General features: G+C 65.5%; 13 protein-coding genes. 1 reads left to right on the top strand and 12 read right to left on the bottom strand.

The window, feature by feature from the left end:
• Positions 1-14 precede the first annotated feature (14 nt).
• The 10 genes from LQ955_RS14155 to LQ955_RS14110 all read right to left on the bottom strand — a co-directional run bounded on the left by LQ955_RS14155 (position 15) and on the right by LQ955_RS14110 (position 10,754).
• Complete coding sequence (locus LQ955_RS14155) at positions 15-1,664, bottom strand: AMP-binding protein (protein WP_231025147.1); 1,650 nt, start codon at positions 1,662-1,664, stop codon at positions 15-17.
• A gap of 162 nt (positions 1,665-1,826) precedes the next feature.
• Complete coding sequence (locus tag LQ955_RS14150; RefSeq protein WP_231025146.1) at positions 1,827-2,618, bottom strand: enoyl-CoA hydratase-related protein; 792 nt, start codon at positions 2,616-2,618, stop codon at positions 1,827-1,829.
• Positions 2,619-2,668: 50 nt separating this feature from the next.
• The gene (locus LQ955_RS14145) at positions 2,669-3,457 is read right to left on the bottom strand and encodes an enoyl-CoA hydratase/isomerase family protein (RefSeq protein WP_231025145.1); all 789 of its coding nucleotides are present in this window, start codon (positions 3,455-3,457) and stop codon (positions 2,669-2,671) included.
• An 11-nt stretch (positions 3,458-3,468) separates the two neighbouring features.
• Positions 3,469-4,227 carry an SDR family NAD(P)-dependent oxidoreductase gene (locus LQ955_RS14140; protein WP_231025144.1) on the bottom strand — a complete coding sequence of 253 codons (759 nt, stop codon included), beginning with the start codon at positions 4,225-4,227 and terminating at the stop codon, positions 3,469-3,471.
• A 68-nt stretch (positions 4,228-4,295) separates the two neighbouring features.
• Positions 4,296-5,252, bottom strand: a complete 957-nt coding sequence (locus tag LQ955_RS14135) for a hydroxymethylglutaryl-CoA lyase (RefSeq protein WP_231025143.1) — start codon at positions 5,250-5,252, stop codon at positions 4,296-4,298.
• A gap of 52 nt (positions 5,253-5,304) precedes the next feature.
• Positions 5,305-6,540, bottom strand: coding sequence for an acetyl-CoA hydrolase/transferase family protein (locus tag LQ955_RS14130; RefSeq protein ID WP_231025142.1), 1,236 nt, complete (start codon positions 6,538-6,540; stop codon positions 5,305-5,307).
• Complete coding sequence (locus LQ955_RS14125; protein WP_231025141.1) at positions 6,537-7,733, bottom strand: thiolase family protein; 1,197 nt, start codon at positions 7,731-7,733, stop codon at positions 6,537-6,539. The genes LQ955_RS14130 and LQ955_RS14125 overlap by 4 nt, the downstream gene beginning before the upstream one ends.
• Positions 7,733-8,482: an SDR family NAD(P)-dependent oxidoreductase gene (locus tag LQ955_RS14120; RefSeq protein ID WP_231025140.1), complete on the bottom strand. Its 750-nt coding sequence runs from the start codon at positions 8,480-8,482 to the stop codon at positions 7,733-7,735. The genes LQ955_RS14125 and LQ955_RS14120 overlap by 1 nt, the downstream gene beginning before the upstream one ends.
• Positions 8,482-9,648 (bottom strand): acyl-CoA dehydrogenase family protein, encoded by a 1,167-nt coding sequence (locus LQ955_RS14115; RefSeq protein WP_231025139.1) that lies wholly within the window; start codon positions 9,646-9,648, stop codon positions 8,482-8,484. The genes LQ955_RS14120 and LQ955_RS14115 overlap by 1 nt, the downstream gene beginning before the upstream one ends.
• A gap of 50 nt (positions 9,649-9,698) precedes the next feature.
• Positions 9,699-10,754 (bottom strand): acyl-CoA dehydrogenase family protein, encoded by a 1,056-nt coding sequence (locus tag LQ955_RS14110; RefSeq protein ID WP_231025138.1) that lies wholly within the window; start codon positions 10,752-10,754, stop codon positions 9,699-9,701.
• A 104-nt stretch (positions 10,755-10,858) separates the two neighbouring features.
• Here LQ955_RS14110 and LQ955_RS14105 point away from each other — a divergent pair, with 104 nt between their 5' ends.
• Positions 10,859-11,626 carry a FadR/GntR family transcriptional regulator gene (locus LQ955_RS14105; protein WP_231025137.1) on the top strand — a complete coding sequence of 256 codons (768 nt, stop codon included), beginning with the start codon at positions 10,859-10,861 and terminating at the stop codon, positions 11,624-11,626.
• A 76-nt stretch (positions 11,627-11,702) separates the two neighbouring features.
• On the opposite strand, the gene LQ955_RS14100 is transcribed toward LQ955_RS14105, so the two are convergent.
• Both LQ955_RS14100 and LQ955_RS14095 read right to left on the bottom strand, forming a co-directional pair.
• Positions 11,703-13,643: an AMP-binding protein gene (locus LQ955_RS14100; protein ID WP_231025136.1), complete on the bottom strand. Its 1,941-nt coding sequence runs from the start codon at positions 13,641-13,643 to the stop codon at positions 11,703-11,705.
• Positions 13,640-14,821 (bottom strand): acyl-CoA dehydrogenase family protein, encoded by a 1,182-nt coding sequence (locus tag LQ955_RS14095; protein WP_231025135.1) that lies wholly within the window; start codon positions 14,819-14,821, stop codon positions 13,640-13,642. Before LQ955_RS14095 ends, LQ955_RS14100 begins: the two co-directional genes overlap by 4 nt.
• Between the last annotated feature and the right edge of the window lie 9 nt (positions 14,822-14,830).

Here is a 14,830-nt window from a genome sequence, read left to right as displayed (position 1 = left end):
ACGCTGGCCGACGGTCAGTGCTGCGCGACCGCCAGCGGCACCTCGACAGCAACCAGCTCGCCCGCCGTGATGCGCTCGAGCAGTACGAACTTCTGAACCTTGCCCGACGGTGTCATCGGGTAGGCCTCCGTGAAGAACCAGTGTGCGGGCGTCTTGTGCGCAGAGATGCGCTCGCGGCACCACGACTTGAGCTCGGCGGGCGACGGCGGCGTTGCGCCCGCCTTCAGCCGGATGATCGCACCGGCCTGTTCGCCCCACTTCTCGTCGGGTATACCCACCACCACAACCTCGGCGATGTCGGGGTGCGAGAACAGCAGTTCTTCGATTTCGCGCGGGTAGAGGTTCATGCCGCCACGGATGATCATGTCTTTCACGCGCCCCGTGATCTTGATGAATCCCCGCTCGTCCATGGTGCCGAGGTCGCCCATGTGCAGCCACCCATCTGCTTCGATGGTCGCCGCGGTTTCGTCGGGCATGTTGTAGTACCCGAGCATGTTCTGGTAGCCCCGACAGAGAATCTCGCCTTGCTCACCGAGCGGCATCACGTCGCCGGTCTCGAGGTCGACGATCTTCACCTCGAGCTCGGGCAGCGGCTGCCCGACCGTGGTCGCCTGGTCGGCCGGCGAGTCGCTGATTCTGGTCTGACTGATGACGCCGTGCATCTCGGTCTGACCGAAGAGAATGCTGAAGTCACAGCCGAGTTGCTCATTCACTCGCAAGACCAGAGCCTCTGCAACGGTCGCCGCTCCCGACAAGATGGTCTGGATGCTCGACAGATCTCGAGTCTGGCTGTCGGGATGCTCGAGAACGGCCAGAAGCATCGTCGGCACCATGAGGGAATGGGTGCCCCGATAGGTCTCGAAGAGCTCGAGCGTCAGCGCGGCATCGAAGGCAGGCATCACGACGTAGGTGCCATGAGCCGCGATGGTCGCCAGCTCTGTGACCGCGCCGCCGCCGATGTGGTACATCGGCATCCCATTGATGCACACCGCTCCATCGGTCATTCCGGCCCGCTGGCCGACGAAGGCCGCCTCGTTGACGATGCCCTTGTGGTGCAGCAGCGCGCCCTTCGGAAAGCCGGTCGTGCCCGAGGTGTACTGAATCTGCACGGGGTCGAGGGGCTTCACCGCCGGAAGCTCCTGCGCCGGGTCGCCGGACTCTCGAAAGTCGTTCCACTCGGTGAAGCTGATCAATTCGCGCAGAGCCGGGGTGTGCGGCGAGACCGAGAGAATCATCTCGCGCAGATTGCACCCGCGGTACTCGTCGACGAAGAAGATGCCCACCGCGCCCGACTGCGAGAGCACGTACTCGAGTTCGTGCTCTCGGTAGGCGGGGTTGATCGCCACGACGAGCATGCCGGCCATCGCGATGGCCTGCTGCAGAATGACCCACTCCGCAGCGTTCGGCGCCCAAATCGCTATGCGGTCTCCGGGCTCGAACGAACGCAAGAGCCCGCGGGCGACCTTTTCGGTGTCGGCGAGAAATTCCGCGTAACTCCAATGGCGGCGGGCGGAGGGCTCGGCGACACCGTCGACGAGGGCAAGACGATCTGGCACGTCGGCCGCCGCTTCACGTAACAACCCGGGCAGTGCTATCTCACGCACGCCCTTGCTCGCCTCGGCGGGCCAACTCGACACCGTGAGTGGTGCGTTCAGAGCATTCATCGACTCTCCTTCATTGCAGGTCGTTACGTTCATTGCGGTTGTTGTGCGCGGTGCTCTCGAAAGCTCTACACGTTCTATGACGAACTAGACAAAACCGTCGTACATTAGATTAGGACTAACCAAACGTTAATTCAACCATTTAGCGAGATCCGCTTCGACGGATCAATTTCCGCGGTAGGGCGCGAAGTTCGGGGCGCGCTTTTCGTTGAAAGCGGTGATGCCTTCCAGGGCCTCGGGCGATTCTCCGAACAGGCGAAGACTCGAATACGCCATCTGCCCGATACCCGCGAAGTGTTCGGTGTCGGTGTTGAAAGACTGCTTGAGCACCTTCAGAGACGTCGGCGACAGGTTCAAGATCTCATCGGCCCACTGCCGCACTTCGGCCTTCAGCTGATCGGGCGCGACGACCTTGTTGATGAGGCCCCAGGCCTCGGCCTGCTCTGCCGAATACTTGCGGCAGAGAAACCAGATCTCGCGGGCGCGCTTCTCGCCGATGATGCGGGCCATGTACCCGGTGCCGAACCCTGCGTCGAACGAGCCGACGCGCGGGCCGTTCTGGCCGAAGATGGCGTTGTCAGACGCGATCGTCAGGTCGCAGAGCATGTGCAGAACGTGGCCGCCGCCGATGGCGAAGCCGTTCACCGCCGCGATGACCGGCTTCGGCACGTCACGAATGACGCGGTGCAACGACTCCACCTCGAACAGTCCGGATTCTGACGGGCCGTAGTCGCCCGTCTCGGCTCGCTGCTTCTGATCGCCGCCGGTGCAGAACGCCTTTTCGCCCGCCCCGGTGAGCGTAATCGCTCCGACTTCGTCACTGCTCCACGCGAGTTTGAAGGCGTGGATGAGCTCGTCGACCGTTCGTGCGCGAAACGAGTTGTAGCGTTCCGGGCGGTTGATGGTGATCCAGGCGAGGCCGTTCTCGACCTCGTACGTGATATCGGTGAATTCCATGTTGTCGGGGGTGTCCTTTCGGGAAATGGCGATTGGTGAAGAGCGGTGAGTCAGGAGAAATCGGGTCGGCGCTTTTCGACGAAGGCGGCGATGCCCTCCTGGCCTTCGCCGTGCTGAAAGAGGTCGGCGATCTGCGCCCGCTCGAAGGCGTTTCCCTCGGCCAACGGCAGGTCGAAGGCAGCGTCGACAGTGCGCACGACGGCCGCCTGGGCGGGTGCGGATGCCCGGGTCAACGTCTTCGCAAGCGCGAGCGCTTCGGTGAGAGCTTCGCCGGGCAGAGCCAGGCGGTCGACCAGGCCGATGGAATGGGCATCCGCGGCGCTGACCTGGCGACCGGTGAGCATGATGTCGAGCGCTCGGCCGCGGCCGACCAGCCTCGGTAGTCGCTGGGTTCCGCCGGCGCCAGGAATGAGCCCGAGTTTCACCTCGGGCAGCCCGAACTGGGCGTCGCCGCCGGCTACACGAAGGGTGCAGGCGAGCGTCACTTCGAGTCCGCCGCCGAGGGCCAGCCCCTCAACAGCGGCGATGGCCAGCACCGGTGCATTCGCGAGACGGTCGACGACGGCGCGGAGTTGATCGCCGTAACTCTCGAAGCCCGCGAAATCGATCGAGGCCATGAGTTTGATGTCGGCGCCGGCGGCGAAAAAGCCCGCGATCGACGACGAGATGACGATGACCTTCGTGCCGGCCTCAGGTGCGAGCGCTGCGTCGAGCGCGGCATCCAGTCCCGTGATGATGGCGGTGCCGAGCGCATTTGCGGGCGCGCTGTGCAGGTCGACGAGCAGTACGCCGGGCGAGGCCCACTGCCAGCTCACTGCCTCTGACGTGCTTTCGGGCATCAGCTGCCCCCCTACGCCATCGTGAGGCCGCCGCTGACCGACAGCGTCTGACCGGTGATGTAGCTCGTCTCTTCGGAGGCGAAGAAGACGACGGCAGCCGCAATGTCGCTCGGCTTTCCCAGGCGGCGCATCGGAACGGCCCGCGTCATGCCCGAGATGACCTTCTCGGCGTCGGCGCCGGACTGGTCGGCGAACTTGCGCAGTGCGGGGGTGTCGGTGGGCCCGGGGCAGACAGTGTTCGCGGTGACACCGCTCGTCGCGACCTCGCGGGCCAGTGTCTTCGTGAAGGCGATGGTGCCGCCCTTCGCGCCGGAATACACCGCTTCGAGAGACGACCCCACACGCCCGGCGTCGGAACCGATATTGATGACGCGCCCCCAGCCCCGCTCGATCATGCCCGGCACGACGGCGTGGGTCACGCGCAGCTGGCCCTTGAAGTTGAGGTCGATGATCTTGTCCCAGAAGTCTTCGGTGGTATCGACGAAGTTCATGAAGTCGTCCCAGCCGGCGCAGTTGACCACGATCTCGATGGGGCCGAACTCGGTGCCGACGGTCTGAACCGCCGCACCGACCGACGCGCTGTCTGTCACGTTGATAGTGACCGGCAGCGCCTCGCCGCCCGCCGCAGAGATCTCGTCGGCCACGCCGCTCGCTGCCTCGGCGTTCAGGTCGGCGACGGCGACCCGGTAGCCGGCTGCGCCGAGGGCGAGGGCGATTCCCTTGCCGATGCCCGAGGCTCCGCCCGTGACGAACGCGACTCTGTTACTCATTCTTGATCTCCATTGATGTCTGATGCGGGTGGGTGGTGCGGGTGCTGATTCGGGTGTTCAGCGGTGTTTCAGAGGTGTTCCAGTGGTGTTCCGTGACTGACGAGCGTGCCCGTCCAATCGACGGGCCCGGCGAGAATCGAGTGGCTGGTGAGCTTTCGCCCGAGGCAGGTCTGCGCCTCGCGGGCTGCGTCGATGACGAGACCGAGGTCAAGACCGGTATCGACGCCCATCTCTTCGAACATGCTGACCAGGTCTTCGGTGGCGATGTTTCCGGTCGAGCCGGCCGGAACCGGGCATCCACCCAGTTCACCGAAGCTCGACTCGAAGCTGTGGCAGCCCACCTCGAGGGCCGCATAGGCGTTCGTCAGGCCCTGGCCGCGCGTGTTGTGAAAGTGCGCGGTCAGTTCGACGCCCGGAAGGCGTTCGAAGGCTGCCTCGAAGAAGTCGGAGACGTAGGCGGGGTTGGCCATGCCGGTGGTGTCGCCGAAGCCGATCTCGGTTGCTCCCAGCTCGGCGAATCGCTCGGCGAGCCCGAGAACCCGGTCGAGCGGCACCTTTCCTTCGTAGGGGCAGCCGAACGAGGTGGCGATCACGGCGTCGAGTTTCAGCCCGGCATCCAGAATGCGGGTGGCCATCACCGTGTCGTCGGCCATGGTCTGCTCGACCGTGCGATTGATGTTCTTCATGTTGTGCGTTTCTGAAGCACTGACGAAAATGGATGCCTCGTCGAAATACTCGCGCACGGCGAGCGCGTTATCGAGCCCTTTGCTGTTCGGAATGAGCACCATGCGCGACACCTCGGGGGGCAGGTCGATTCCCTTTAATACGGCGACGCCGTCGGAGAGCTGCGGGATGACGTCGGGGCGAACGAAACTCGCCACCTCGATGCGGCTGAAGCCGGCTCGGCCCAGCGCATTGATGAGGCGGATCTTCTCTGCGGTGGGAATGACCTCGGGCTCGTTCTGAAACCCATCACGAGGCCCGACCTCTCTGATGAGCACGCTGCTCGGTCTGCGACTCGTCATGCGCGTCTCCTTCTCTCGATGCTGGTGATGCTGATCATGCTGGTGCGTGCGGTCATGCCGTCAGCTCCGCAAGGCTGCCGGCGGCGCGCTCGAGCGCCTCGCGGTGTTCGGGCGCAGCGATGTCGATCAAGCGCCGAGTGCGTTCGGCGAATCCGCAGCCACGGAGGTGAGCCGCCCCGTATTCGGTGACGACGACATCGACGTCGGTGCGCGAAGTGGTGACCGTCGAGACGATCGGAACGATGGTGGAGTGCGAACCGCCACGAGAGCGCACGGCGATGATCGAGCGTGCACCCGACAGGCTCGCCGCCCTCGAGAAGTCGGACTGCCCGCCGACGGCTCCGATATAGGTGCCGCCCCGCATCTCGGCGTTCACCTGGCCACTGAGGTCGACCTCGATGGCCGAGTTGATCGAGACGAGCGATCGCAGCAGTGACAACGTACCTGGATCGTGGGTGTAGCTGGCCGGTCGGAATTCGACCGGGAGCGTAGCGAGCCGGTCGTAGAAGGCGGTGCTGCCGAGGGCGGCGCCCGTCACGATGAGGCCCGTGTCGATCTCTTTGCGGGCGCCGGTGATCACCCCGAGGTCGACGAGGTCGGCAACGCCGTCGGTGATCAGGCCCGAGTGCACGCCGAGGTCGCGGTGTTCGCTGAGATCGGCCAGTACGGCACTGGGCAGGGCTCCGACGCCGAGCTGAATGGTGTCGCCGTCTTCGATCAGGTCGGCGATGACGGCCGCGATGGCCGTGTCGACGGGCGTCGGTGAGGTGAGCGGGGCTTGCAGCAACGGCCTATCGGTTCGCACCGTTGCGGCGAACCGCGAGAGGGCGATGCGTTCGCTGCCGACGGTGGCGGGCATCCGTTCGTTGATCTCGGCGATGATCACGCGGGTGTGCCGCAGCGCGTCTGCCGCGTAGTCGACGCCGACGCCGAGCGAGCAGAGCCCGTTCTCGTCGGGCGGTGAGACTTGCACGAGCGCAACGTCGCACGGCAGTTCCCCGGTGGCGAACAGTTCGGGCAACGCCGAGTAGTTCGCGGGAATCACCTCGAGCCGGCCCTCTTTGCTGAGGTGCCGCAGGTCGCCCAGGGCGCCATACGAGATGACGGTCAGTTCGTCGGGCGGGGTTCGAGTGACGCGCTTGTCGAAGGTCAGGCCCACGAACGCGGTCACCGGCCCGATGGTGTGCAGCTGGTCGAGCAGGGCATGCACGAGCGGGGTCGGCTCTGCGCTGGTCTGGCTCCACCAGACCTGATCGCCCGCCTTGATCAGGCCTGTGAGATCTATCATGTCTCGAGCCGCTGGATGAGCGTGGCCGTGCCGAGGCCGCCGCCGCAGCACATCGTGACGAGGCCGAGTTCGACGTCGCGGCGTTCCATCTCGGCGAGAAGGGTGGCGATGAGGCGCGAGCCCGTTGCACCGACCGGATGCCCGAGAGCGATGGCGCCGCCGTTCACGTTGACCCGCTGCATGTCGGGCTCGAGCTCTTGCTGCCAGGCCAGAACCACGGAGCCGAAGGCTTCGTTGATCTCGATGAGGTCGATATCGCCGATAGTGAGGCCGTTGCGCGCGAGCAGTTTGCGCGTCGCGGGAATGGGCCCGGTGAGCATGATGATCGGGTCGACGCCCACGGTGGTCTGGTCGAGGATTCTGGCCCTGATCTTCAGCCCGTGCTTCTCGGAGGCGGCCCGCGATGCGAGCAGCACGCCGGCGGCACCATCGGTTAGTGGGGACGAGGTGCCCGCCGTCACGCGACCGTTCTCGGGGCGGAACACGGTTTTCAGACCGGCGAGGGTGTCGAGACTGGTGCCGGGGCGAACGCTCTGATCGCTCATCCGCTGTTCGCCGTCGAGGGTCATGGGCACCATCTCGGCGTCGAAACGCCCGTCCGCTATGGCGGCAGCAGCCAGGGCATGCGATCGAACGGCGAATTCGTCCATCTCGGTGCGGCTGATGTTCCAGCGTTCGGCGATGAGTTCGGCGCTCTCGCCCTGGGTGACCATCTCGTACTGGTCGAGCAGTTCTTTCGGCCAGGCCTTGCCGTAGAGCTCTTCGATTTTGCCGACCGAGTTCATCGGCACGTGGGTCATGCTCTCTACACCGCCGGCGATCACGAGCTCATGCGTGCCCGAGGCGACGAACGCCGCGGCCATGGCGACAGAGGTCTGGGCCGAGCCGCAGCGCCGGTCGACCATCACGGCGGGAACCTCGGGCGGGTAACCGGCCTGGAGCCAGGCGTTGCGCCCGATGTTGCGGGACTGCTCGCCGAACTGTGCGGTGCAGCCGATGATGAGGTCGTCGATGTCGCTCGGGTCGATGCCGCTTCGGTTCAGTAGGTCGGTGTACACCGCTCCGAGCATCACGTTCGGGTGCGTGTCGCGGAACCAGCCTTTTTCGGGATTGGCCTTGCCCATGGGGGTGCGCACCGCCTCGGCGATGAGGGCCTCGCGGCCCGAAGCGATGAAGGGATTGTCGAAGACCATCAGATCACCGTTCCACCGTCGACCGGCAGTACTTGCCCCGTGATGTACCCCGCCGCGTCTGAGGCGAAGAAGACGAACGTCTCGGCGATCTCGTCGGGTTCGGCCCACCGGCCGAGGGGAATGCGGGCGAGCGTGACCGCGGCCAGCTTCTCGTTGTCGCGAATGTTCTGCGTCATGGCCGTCGCAGCGAGCGGTGCGATCGCGTTCACGGTGATCGCCCGGCGAGCCAGCTCTTTGGCCAACGATTTTGTCAGCCCGATGATGCCGGCCTTCGCCGCGCCGTAGTTCGCCTGCCCGATGGTGCCCACGATGCCGGCGGCGGAGGTCACATTGATGATGCGCCCCGAGCCGTCGTCGGGAAGGTAGCCGAGCGCTGCCTTGCTGCAGTTGAAACTGCCCATCAGGTGAATCTCCACGATGCGGCGAAAGTCGTCTTCGTCGAGGTTCTTGAACATCGCGGGCGCGATCGCACCGGCGTTGTTGACGAGAATGTGCAGCACGCCGTCGGCGAGACGGGCGGCCGCCGCAGCAGCGTCAGCGGCAGCCGAGCTGTCGCGAACGTCGAACGCGAACGCTTCGGCGGTGAAGCCGTCGGCCACGATGGCATCGGCCACCGCCTGTGCCGCCTCGGCATAGATGTCGGTGACCAGTACGGCGGCCCCGTTTCGCGCGAGTGCACGAGACACCGCTGCACCGATTCCGCCGCCCGCGCCCGTCACCAGCGCCGACCGCCCCGAGAGGATGCCCATCAGTAGCTCCTCGGCAGACCGAGCACGTGCTCGCCGATGTAGTTGAGCACCATCTCCTGGCTGAGCGGAGCGATGCGCAGCAGCCGGGACTCTCTGAAGTAACGCGCCACGTGGTACTCCTCGGCGTAACCCATGCCGCCGTGCGTCTGCAGCGCGCGGTCGGCGGCCTCGAAGCCGGCGTCGGCGCAGAGGTATTTCGCCATGTTCGCCTCGCGGGCGCACGGCAGGCCCTTGTCGTAGAGCCAGGTGGCCTTGCGCAGCATCAGCTCTGCAGCATCGAGCCGGGCGAGCGCATCGGCGAGCGGAAACTGCAGCCCCTGGTTCATGCCGATGGGCCGGCCGAAGACGTGACGGTCGTTGCCGTACTGCACCGCACGGCGAAGGGCGGCTCGGCCGATTCCGAGCGCTTCGGCTGCGACGAGCATCCGTTCGGGGTTCAGGCCGTCGAGAATGTAGCGAAAGCCTTTGCCTTCTTCGCCGATGCGGTCTTCGACCGGAATGTGCAGGTTGTCGATGAAGAGTTCGTTAGAGCTGACGGCGTTGCGGCCCATCTTCTTGATGGGCTTCACGTCGATTGCCGAGCGGTCGAGGTCGGTGAAGAAGAGGGTCAAGCCGTCGGTCTTCTTGGGGGAGTCTTCGAACTTCGCCGTGCGGGTCAGCAGCAGAATCTTCTCTGACTCCATGGCCTTCGAGATCCACACCTTCTTACCGTTGACCACGTAGTGATCGCCGTCGCGTTTGGCGAAGGTCGTGATGCGGGTCGTGTCGAGCCCGGCGTCGGGTTCGGTCACGCCGAAACAGACGTGCAGGTCGCCGTTCACGATGCGCGGCAGGTTCTGCTGCTTCATCTCGTCGGAGCCGTGCACGATGACCGGGTGCATGCCGAAGATGCTGAGATGGATCGAACTAGCGGCGTTCATTCCGCCTCCCGATGCGGCAACCGCCTCGATGAGAAGCGACGCCTCGGTGATGCCGAAACCGTGACCGCCGTATTCTTCGGGAGTAGTGATGCCGAGCCAGCCGCCCTCGGCCATGGCGTTGTAGAACTCGGTGGGAAATTCTTTGTCGAGGTCTTTGTGCATCCAGTATTCGTCGTCGAACCGCTTGGCGAGGTCGGTGACGGCGTCGCGTATCGTCACCTGGTCTTCGGTGAGCTCAAAATCCACAATGACTCCGTTTCGCGTTCTTGGACTTACCTTATCAAAGGACTGACCATTTAGGCTACCGGCACCAGCACCAATGCCTCGGCGATCCGTTCGTTCCACTCGGCAGGGCTGCCGAACAGCGGCACGTCGAGCTTGGTGCGCTTGTACAGAAGCTGCAGGTCGTGCTCCCACGTGTACCCGATGGCTCCGTGCATGGTGAGAGCAGACTCCGCTGAATGCGACCCGTTCGCCGTGCCCTGAGCCTTGGCGGTCGCCGCGTGAAGCGCGCTCTCGGGCAGGTTCTGGTCGACGGATGCCGCTGCGAAGTACACGATCGAACGCGTCGCTTCCTCGTCGACCAACATGGTTGCGGCAGCGTGTTTCATCGCCTGGAAAGACCCGATGGGTGCGCCGAACTGCGTGCGCTGCTTGCTGTATTCGACGGCCAACTCGAGCAGGCGCGACGCTGCGCCGAGACTGTCGGCGGCCACGAGAACAGCGGCTCGAAGCCGCGCCGTTGTCAGAACGTCGTCGGCGTCGGCCTCGAGCGGGGTACCGGTGGCGCCGGTAAGGGTCACGGTCGCAGTACTGCGGCTTCGGTCGAGCAACGGCGTCGACTCGATCGAGACGCCCGGCGAGGTCGCCTCGACGAGATAGAGCGCGCCGTCGGCCGAGACGATGAGCGAGTGTGCCCGATCGGCGCCGAGCACCGTGTGCGCTACGCCGCTGATGAGGCCGGCTTCGACGGTGAAGTCGCTCGCCAGCATCGCGCTGTCGGCGCTTACGGCGAGGGCGAGAAAGCGGCCCTCTTCGACGAAGGCCGTCGCCTGCTCTGCGTCGAGCGCGGGCAGCGCGAGCACTGTTGCAAGCCACGCCGACGACGGCGCGGCGCGCCGGGAGAGCTGTTCGGCGATCAGGGCGAGTTCGAGCAACCCGCCGCCCTGGCCACCGCGCTCCTCGGCCAGCCCGACGGCCAGCCAGCCTTCTTCGGCGAGTCCGTTCTCGAATGTCGCGGCATCGCCCTCGTCGAGCCAGGCGCGCACTCGTTCTGCTGTGGCGAAGCGATCGAGCCAATCGGAGAACGCTTCGATGAACATCTGCTGTTCTGGATCTACTGCCCACCGCATGGGGTGCTCCTTTGCGAGGTGCCCGCACAGGTACCGTTCAACGGTAAATGGCGAAGCGTCAATGATACATTGGGACTAAATATCAGGCCATAAAAGGGGATTCGATGTCGGACACGAACGCGCAGGGTCGAAGCGGGCGCTCGTCGATCCAGCTCTCTCCGATGAAGGTTCCGAAGGCGTCTGACGTGCTGGCGAACGAGCTTCGCGAGCGCATTCTGACCGGTGAATTCGCCGAGGGCATGGGGCTGCCCGCTGAACGAGATCTCGTCACCCAGACCGGAATGAGCCGCACGACCGTACGCGAGGCGCTGCGCATTCTCGAGGTGCAGGGTCTCATCCGCATCAAGGCCGGACGCACCGGCGGCGCCTTCGTGCAGCAGCCGGGCGAAGAGGCCATGGCGCGAACCGTCAACCTGCTCATCCGCGGCCGTCAGATTCGGCTCGCCGCGTTGCTCGAGACGCGTGAGGCCATCGAGCCGTTCTGCGCCCAGCTCGCGGCGAGTGCCCGAACCGACGATGACCTCGCCGCCCTCGATGCCGCCAACGCGGCGATCTCCGACGACACCGGCGGGCTGGCGAAGTTCTTGCAGGCCAATGTCGACTGGCACGTCGCGGTGGCGCGAGCGAGTCACAACGAGCTGCTCTCGGGCATGATGACGGCTCTGTCGCGCGCGATCTACACCGCGACCGAAGACGAGAACTTCGTCGACACCGAGGTGCGGCACACCACGATCCGGTCGCACGAGACCATCACCGCGGCCATCCGCGACAAAGACGGCGAGGCGGCCGTGCGTCGTATGAAGCGCCATGTGCATTCCTACGCCCAAGAGATTCTGAAGCGCGACGAACGCGCCGAGATCGAGCTGCCGTAACCGCGAGCCTGGTTCTCCGGCTTCATGTGGTTCTCCGGCTTCATGCGGTGATCCGGCGTCACGGGGTGATCCGCCGTCATTTGGTGGTCTGGCTTCCCACGGCGCGGGCGATCTCGTCGACCGCATCCGGATTCTCGGCCCCCGACAGATCGCCCTGAGGCAGGTTGAGCGCGGCGGCTCGAACCGCGCGCCGCATGATCTTCTGTGAGCGGGTCTTCGGCAGCTGGCTGACGCGCCGCACCAGCGACGGCGCAAACGGTTTGCCCAGCTCGCTGGCAACGAGAGCGCGCAACTCGTCTGACACGTCTTCGGTCGAGGAGGCGCGTGGCACCCAGAATGCCCAGACGGTCTCGCCCTTCGTCGAGTCGGGCACACCGACCGCGGCCGCCTCGACCACAGCGGGATGCGTGATCAGCACCGATTCGACCTCGGCCGGCGCCAGTCGTTTGCCCGCCACGTTCATGACGTCGTCTGATCGGCCGAGAATGAACCACTGGCCGTCGTCGACGAGGGCGAAGTCGCCGTGGTGCCACAGGCCGGGAAAGGTGTTCCAGTACGCGTCGAGGTAACGGGCGTCGTCTTTCCAGATGCCGCGCGTCATCGCCGGCCAGGGCTGACGGCAGACGAGCTCGCCCACCTCGCCGCGCACCGAGTCGCCGTTCGCGTCGACCACGTCGACATCCATGCCGAGCGACGGGCCGCCGAGCGAACAGCTGCGGATGGTCTCGACCGGGTAGGGCGCGAGAAACGACCCGCCGACCTCGGTTCCGCCCGAGAAGTTGATGATCGGAACGCGGTCGTCGAAAACATCGACGGCGAGCCATTCATAGGCGCTCGGATCCCACGGTTCTCCCGTCGAGCCGAGAACGTGCACGCTCGACAGGTCGTAGTCGGCGTAGGTGGTCGAGTTCGCCGCCCGCAGCGTTCGAATCAGTGTCGGCGAAACCCCGAGCATCGTCACCCGATGGGTCTGAACGAGCGCCCACAGCCGATCGATGTCGGGAACGTCGGGTGAGCCTTCGTAGAGCACGAGCGTCGCCCCGTTGGCGTGCGTGCCGAAGATCGAGAGCGGCCCCATGATCCAGCCCATGTCGGTGATCCAGCAGAACACCCCGTCGGGCCCGACGTCGAACGAGTAGGCGACTTCGCTGGCGGTCTTCACCAAGAACCCGGCGTGGGTGTGAACGGCGCCCTTCGGCTTTCCGGTGGTGCCCGAGGTGTACGCCAACAGCAACGTTTCTGTGGCGGAGACTCCGAGCGCTTCGCCGGCCGCAGTCGACGTCTCGAGCAGGGTGTTCCACGCGACGTCGAGAGGGGATGTCGCGGTGTCACCCCCGACGTTCTCGACCACGATGACGTGCTCGACGCTCGGGCAATTCGCCACAGCCTCATCGAGCAGTCTCTTCATTTCGACACGGCGGTGGCGGCGAAGGGTGCCATCGGCCACGATCACGGCGACCGCCCCGGCGTCCTGGATTCGCGCCGCAATGGCCGAGGGTGCGAAACCCGAGAACAGCGGCACGATGATGGCGCCGAGCGACGCGATGGCGTAACACGCGATCACGGCCTCGGGAATCATCGGCAGAAACAGTGCAACCGGGTCGCCGCGTTTCACGCCGAGCGAGCTCAGCCCGGCCGCGATGGAGGCGGCCTGTTGTGCGACTTCACGATAGGTCAGCTTCGTGACGGTGCCGTCTTCGGCCTCGTGCGCCACGGCGATCTTGTCGGCGTGCTGCGGCGTCTGCCAGCGGGTCAGGCAGGCGTCGACGATGTTCATCGTCGACCCGGTGAACCACTCGGGGCGCTCGATGCCCGCCGAGACGTCGACGACTTCGTTGTACGGCGTGCGGAACGGCAGACCGAGATCCGCCACCACCGCGTTCCAGTACCAGCCGATGTCGGCGACCGACCGCGCTCGCAACTCGGGCAGGGTCGCCAGGTCGTTGCTGCGCCCGAGCCGGGTGACGTTCGCGTTCTCGATGTATTCGGCAGTCGGCTGCCATTCGTAATCGGTCATCGTGCGCTCCGGGGCATGGCGAGCATCCGTTCGGCGACGATGTTGCGCTGAATGAAGGTGGAACCGCCGGCGATGGCGGTGCCGCGCGCTTGGTAGGCCAGGCGCACCCAGCGCGCTGTTTCGTGATCGTCGCCCTCGGGCGCGAATTGCCCGCCGAGAGGCGAGAGCGAGAGCCGAAAGTCGGCGAGATCTTCGACGAGCGGGCAGAAGAACAGCTTGCCGATCGACGTCACGGGGCCGGGAGGGCCGTCGTCGGTGGCCAGCGAGACGACCCGCTGGCCGATGAGGTAGTGGATGAGCGCCCGGCCATAGAGATCGGCGACGGTGTCGCGCACACGAGAGTCGGCGCCGAGAGGGCGGCCGGCGCTGTCGGTCGCGGTGCGCACGTCTGCGACGATGTCGCGCACGGCACGCTGGGTGTTGACCCGACCCGTGGCGATCGCCACGCGCTCGTAGGCGAGCGTGCCCATGGTCACCGCCCAGCCACCGTCGACCTCGCCGACGACCAAGTCGTCGGGCACGAAGACCTCGTCGAGAAAGACCTCGTTGAATTCGGCCTCGCCGAGCATGTGCCGCAGCGGGCGAATCGTGACGCCGGGGCTGTTCAGGGGCAAGATGAAGAAGGTGATTGACTTGTGCCGCGGCTCGGTTCCGGTGCGGGCGAGCAAGATGGCGTACGAGGCGATGTGCGCGCGGCTGGTCCAGATCTTCTGGCCCGTGATCGAGAACCCGCCTTCGACCTTCGTCGCTTTGGTGCGCAGCGAGGCCAGGTCTGACCCGGCCTCCGGCTCGGAGAAGAGCTGGCACCAGATGTCGTCGCCGGCCAGAATCGGGCGCAGAAAGCGGTCTTTCTGCTCAGGCGTGCCGAAATCGATGATCGTCGGGCCCGAGAAGTCTTCGCCGATGGTGTTCAGGCGCTCGGGGGCTCCGGCCAGATCGAGCTCTTCTGCGAAGATGGCCCGGATGTTCGGGCCGGCACCCCCGCCACCGTACTCTTTCGGCCATGACAGCCCGGCATACCCGCCCTCGAACAGGGCCTTCTGCCACTGGGTCCAGAACGGAACCTTCGCCACCAGATCGGCGGGTTCCGGCCAGGGCAGGGTCGGCAGCGTCGTCTCGATGAAGGCTCGAGCGTCGGCGCGGAATCGTGCTTCTTCGGGCGAATCCGACAGGTCCATTACACTTCC

This window comes from Subtercola endophyticus, assembly GCF_021044565.1.
In the GTDB taxonomy this organism is placed as follows: Bacteria; Actinomycetota; Actinomycetes; order Actinomycetales; family Microbacteriaceae; genus Subtercola; species Subtercola endophyticus.
This window is presented reverse-complemented; position numbering and strand designations above follow the sequence as displayed.

Coding starts and splice junctions, on each gene's coding strand:
- LQ955_RS14155 (WP_231025147.1), bottom strand. CDS start 1,664: ATGAATGCTCTGAACGCACCACTCACGGTGTCGAGTTGGCCCGCCGAG.
- LQ955_RS14150 (WP_231025146.1), bottom strand. CDS start 2,618: ATGGAATTCACCGATATCACGTACGAGGTCGAGAACGGCCTCGCCTGG.
- LQ955_RS14145 (WP_231025145.1), bottom strand. CDS start 3,457: ATGCCCGAAAGCACGTCAGAGGCAGTGAGCTGGCAGTGGGCCTCGCCC.
- LQ955_RS14140 (WP_231025144.1), bottom strand. CDS start 4,227: ATGAGTAACAGAGTCGCGTTCGTCACGGGCGGAGCCTCGGGCATCGGC.
- LQ955_RS14135 (WP_231025143.1), bottom strand. CDS start 5,252: ATGACGAGTCGCAGACCGAGCAGCGTGCTCATCAGAGAGGTCGGGCCT.
- LQ955_RS14130 (WP_231025142.1), bottom strand. CDS start 6,540: ATGATAGATCTCACAGGCCTGATCAAGGCGGGCGATCAGGTCTGGTGG.
- LQ955_RS14125 (WP_231025141.1), bottom strand. CDS start 7,733: ATGGTCTTCGACAATCCCTTCATCGCTTCGGGCCGCGAGGCCCTCATC.
- LQ955_RS14120 (WP_231025140.1), bottom strand. CDS start 8,482: ATGGGCATCCTCTCGGGGCGGTCGGCGCTGGTGACGGGCGCGGGCGGC.
- LQ955_RS14110 (WP_231025138.1), bottom strand. CDS start 10,754: ATGCGGTGGGCAGTAGATCCAGAACAGCAGATGTTCATCGAAGCGTTC.
- LQ955_RS14105 (WP_231025137.1), top strand. CDS start 10,859: ATGTCGGACACGAACGCGCAGGGTCGAAGCGGGCGCTCGTCGATCCAG.
- LQ955_RS14100 (WP_231025136.1), bottom strand. CDS start 13,643: ATGACCGATTACGAATGGCAGCCGACTGCCGAATACATCGAGAACGCG.
- LQ955_RS14095 (WP_231025135.1), bottom strand. CDS start 14,821: ATGGACCTGTCGGATTCGCCCGAAGAAGCACGATTCCGCGCCGACGCT.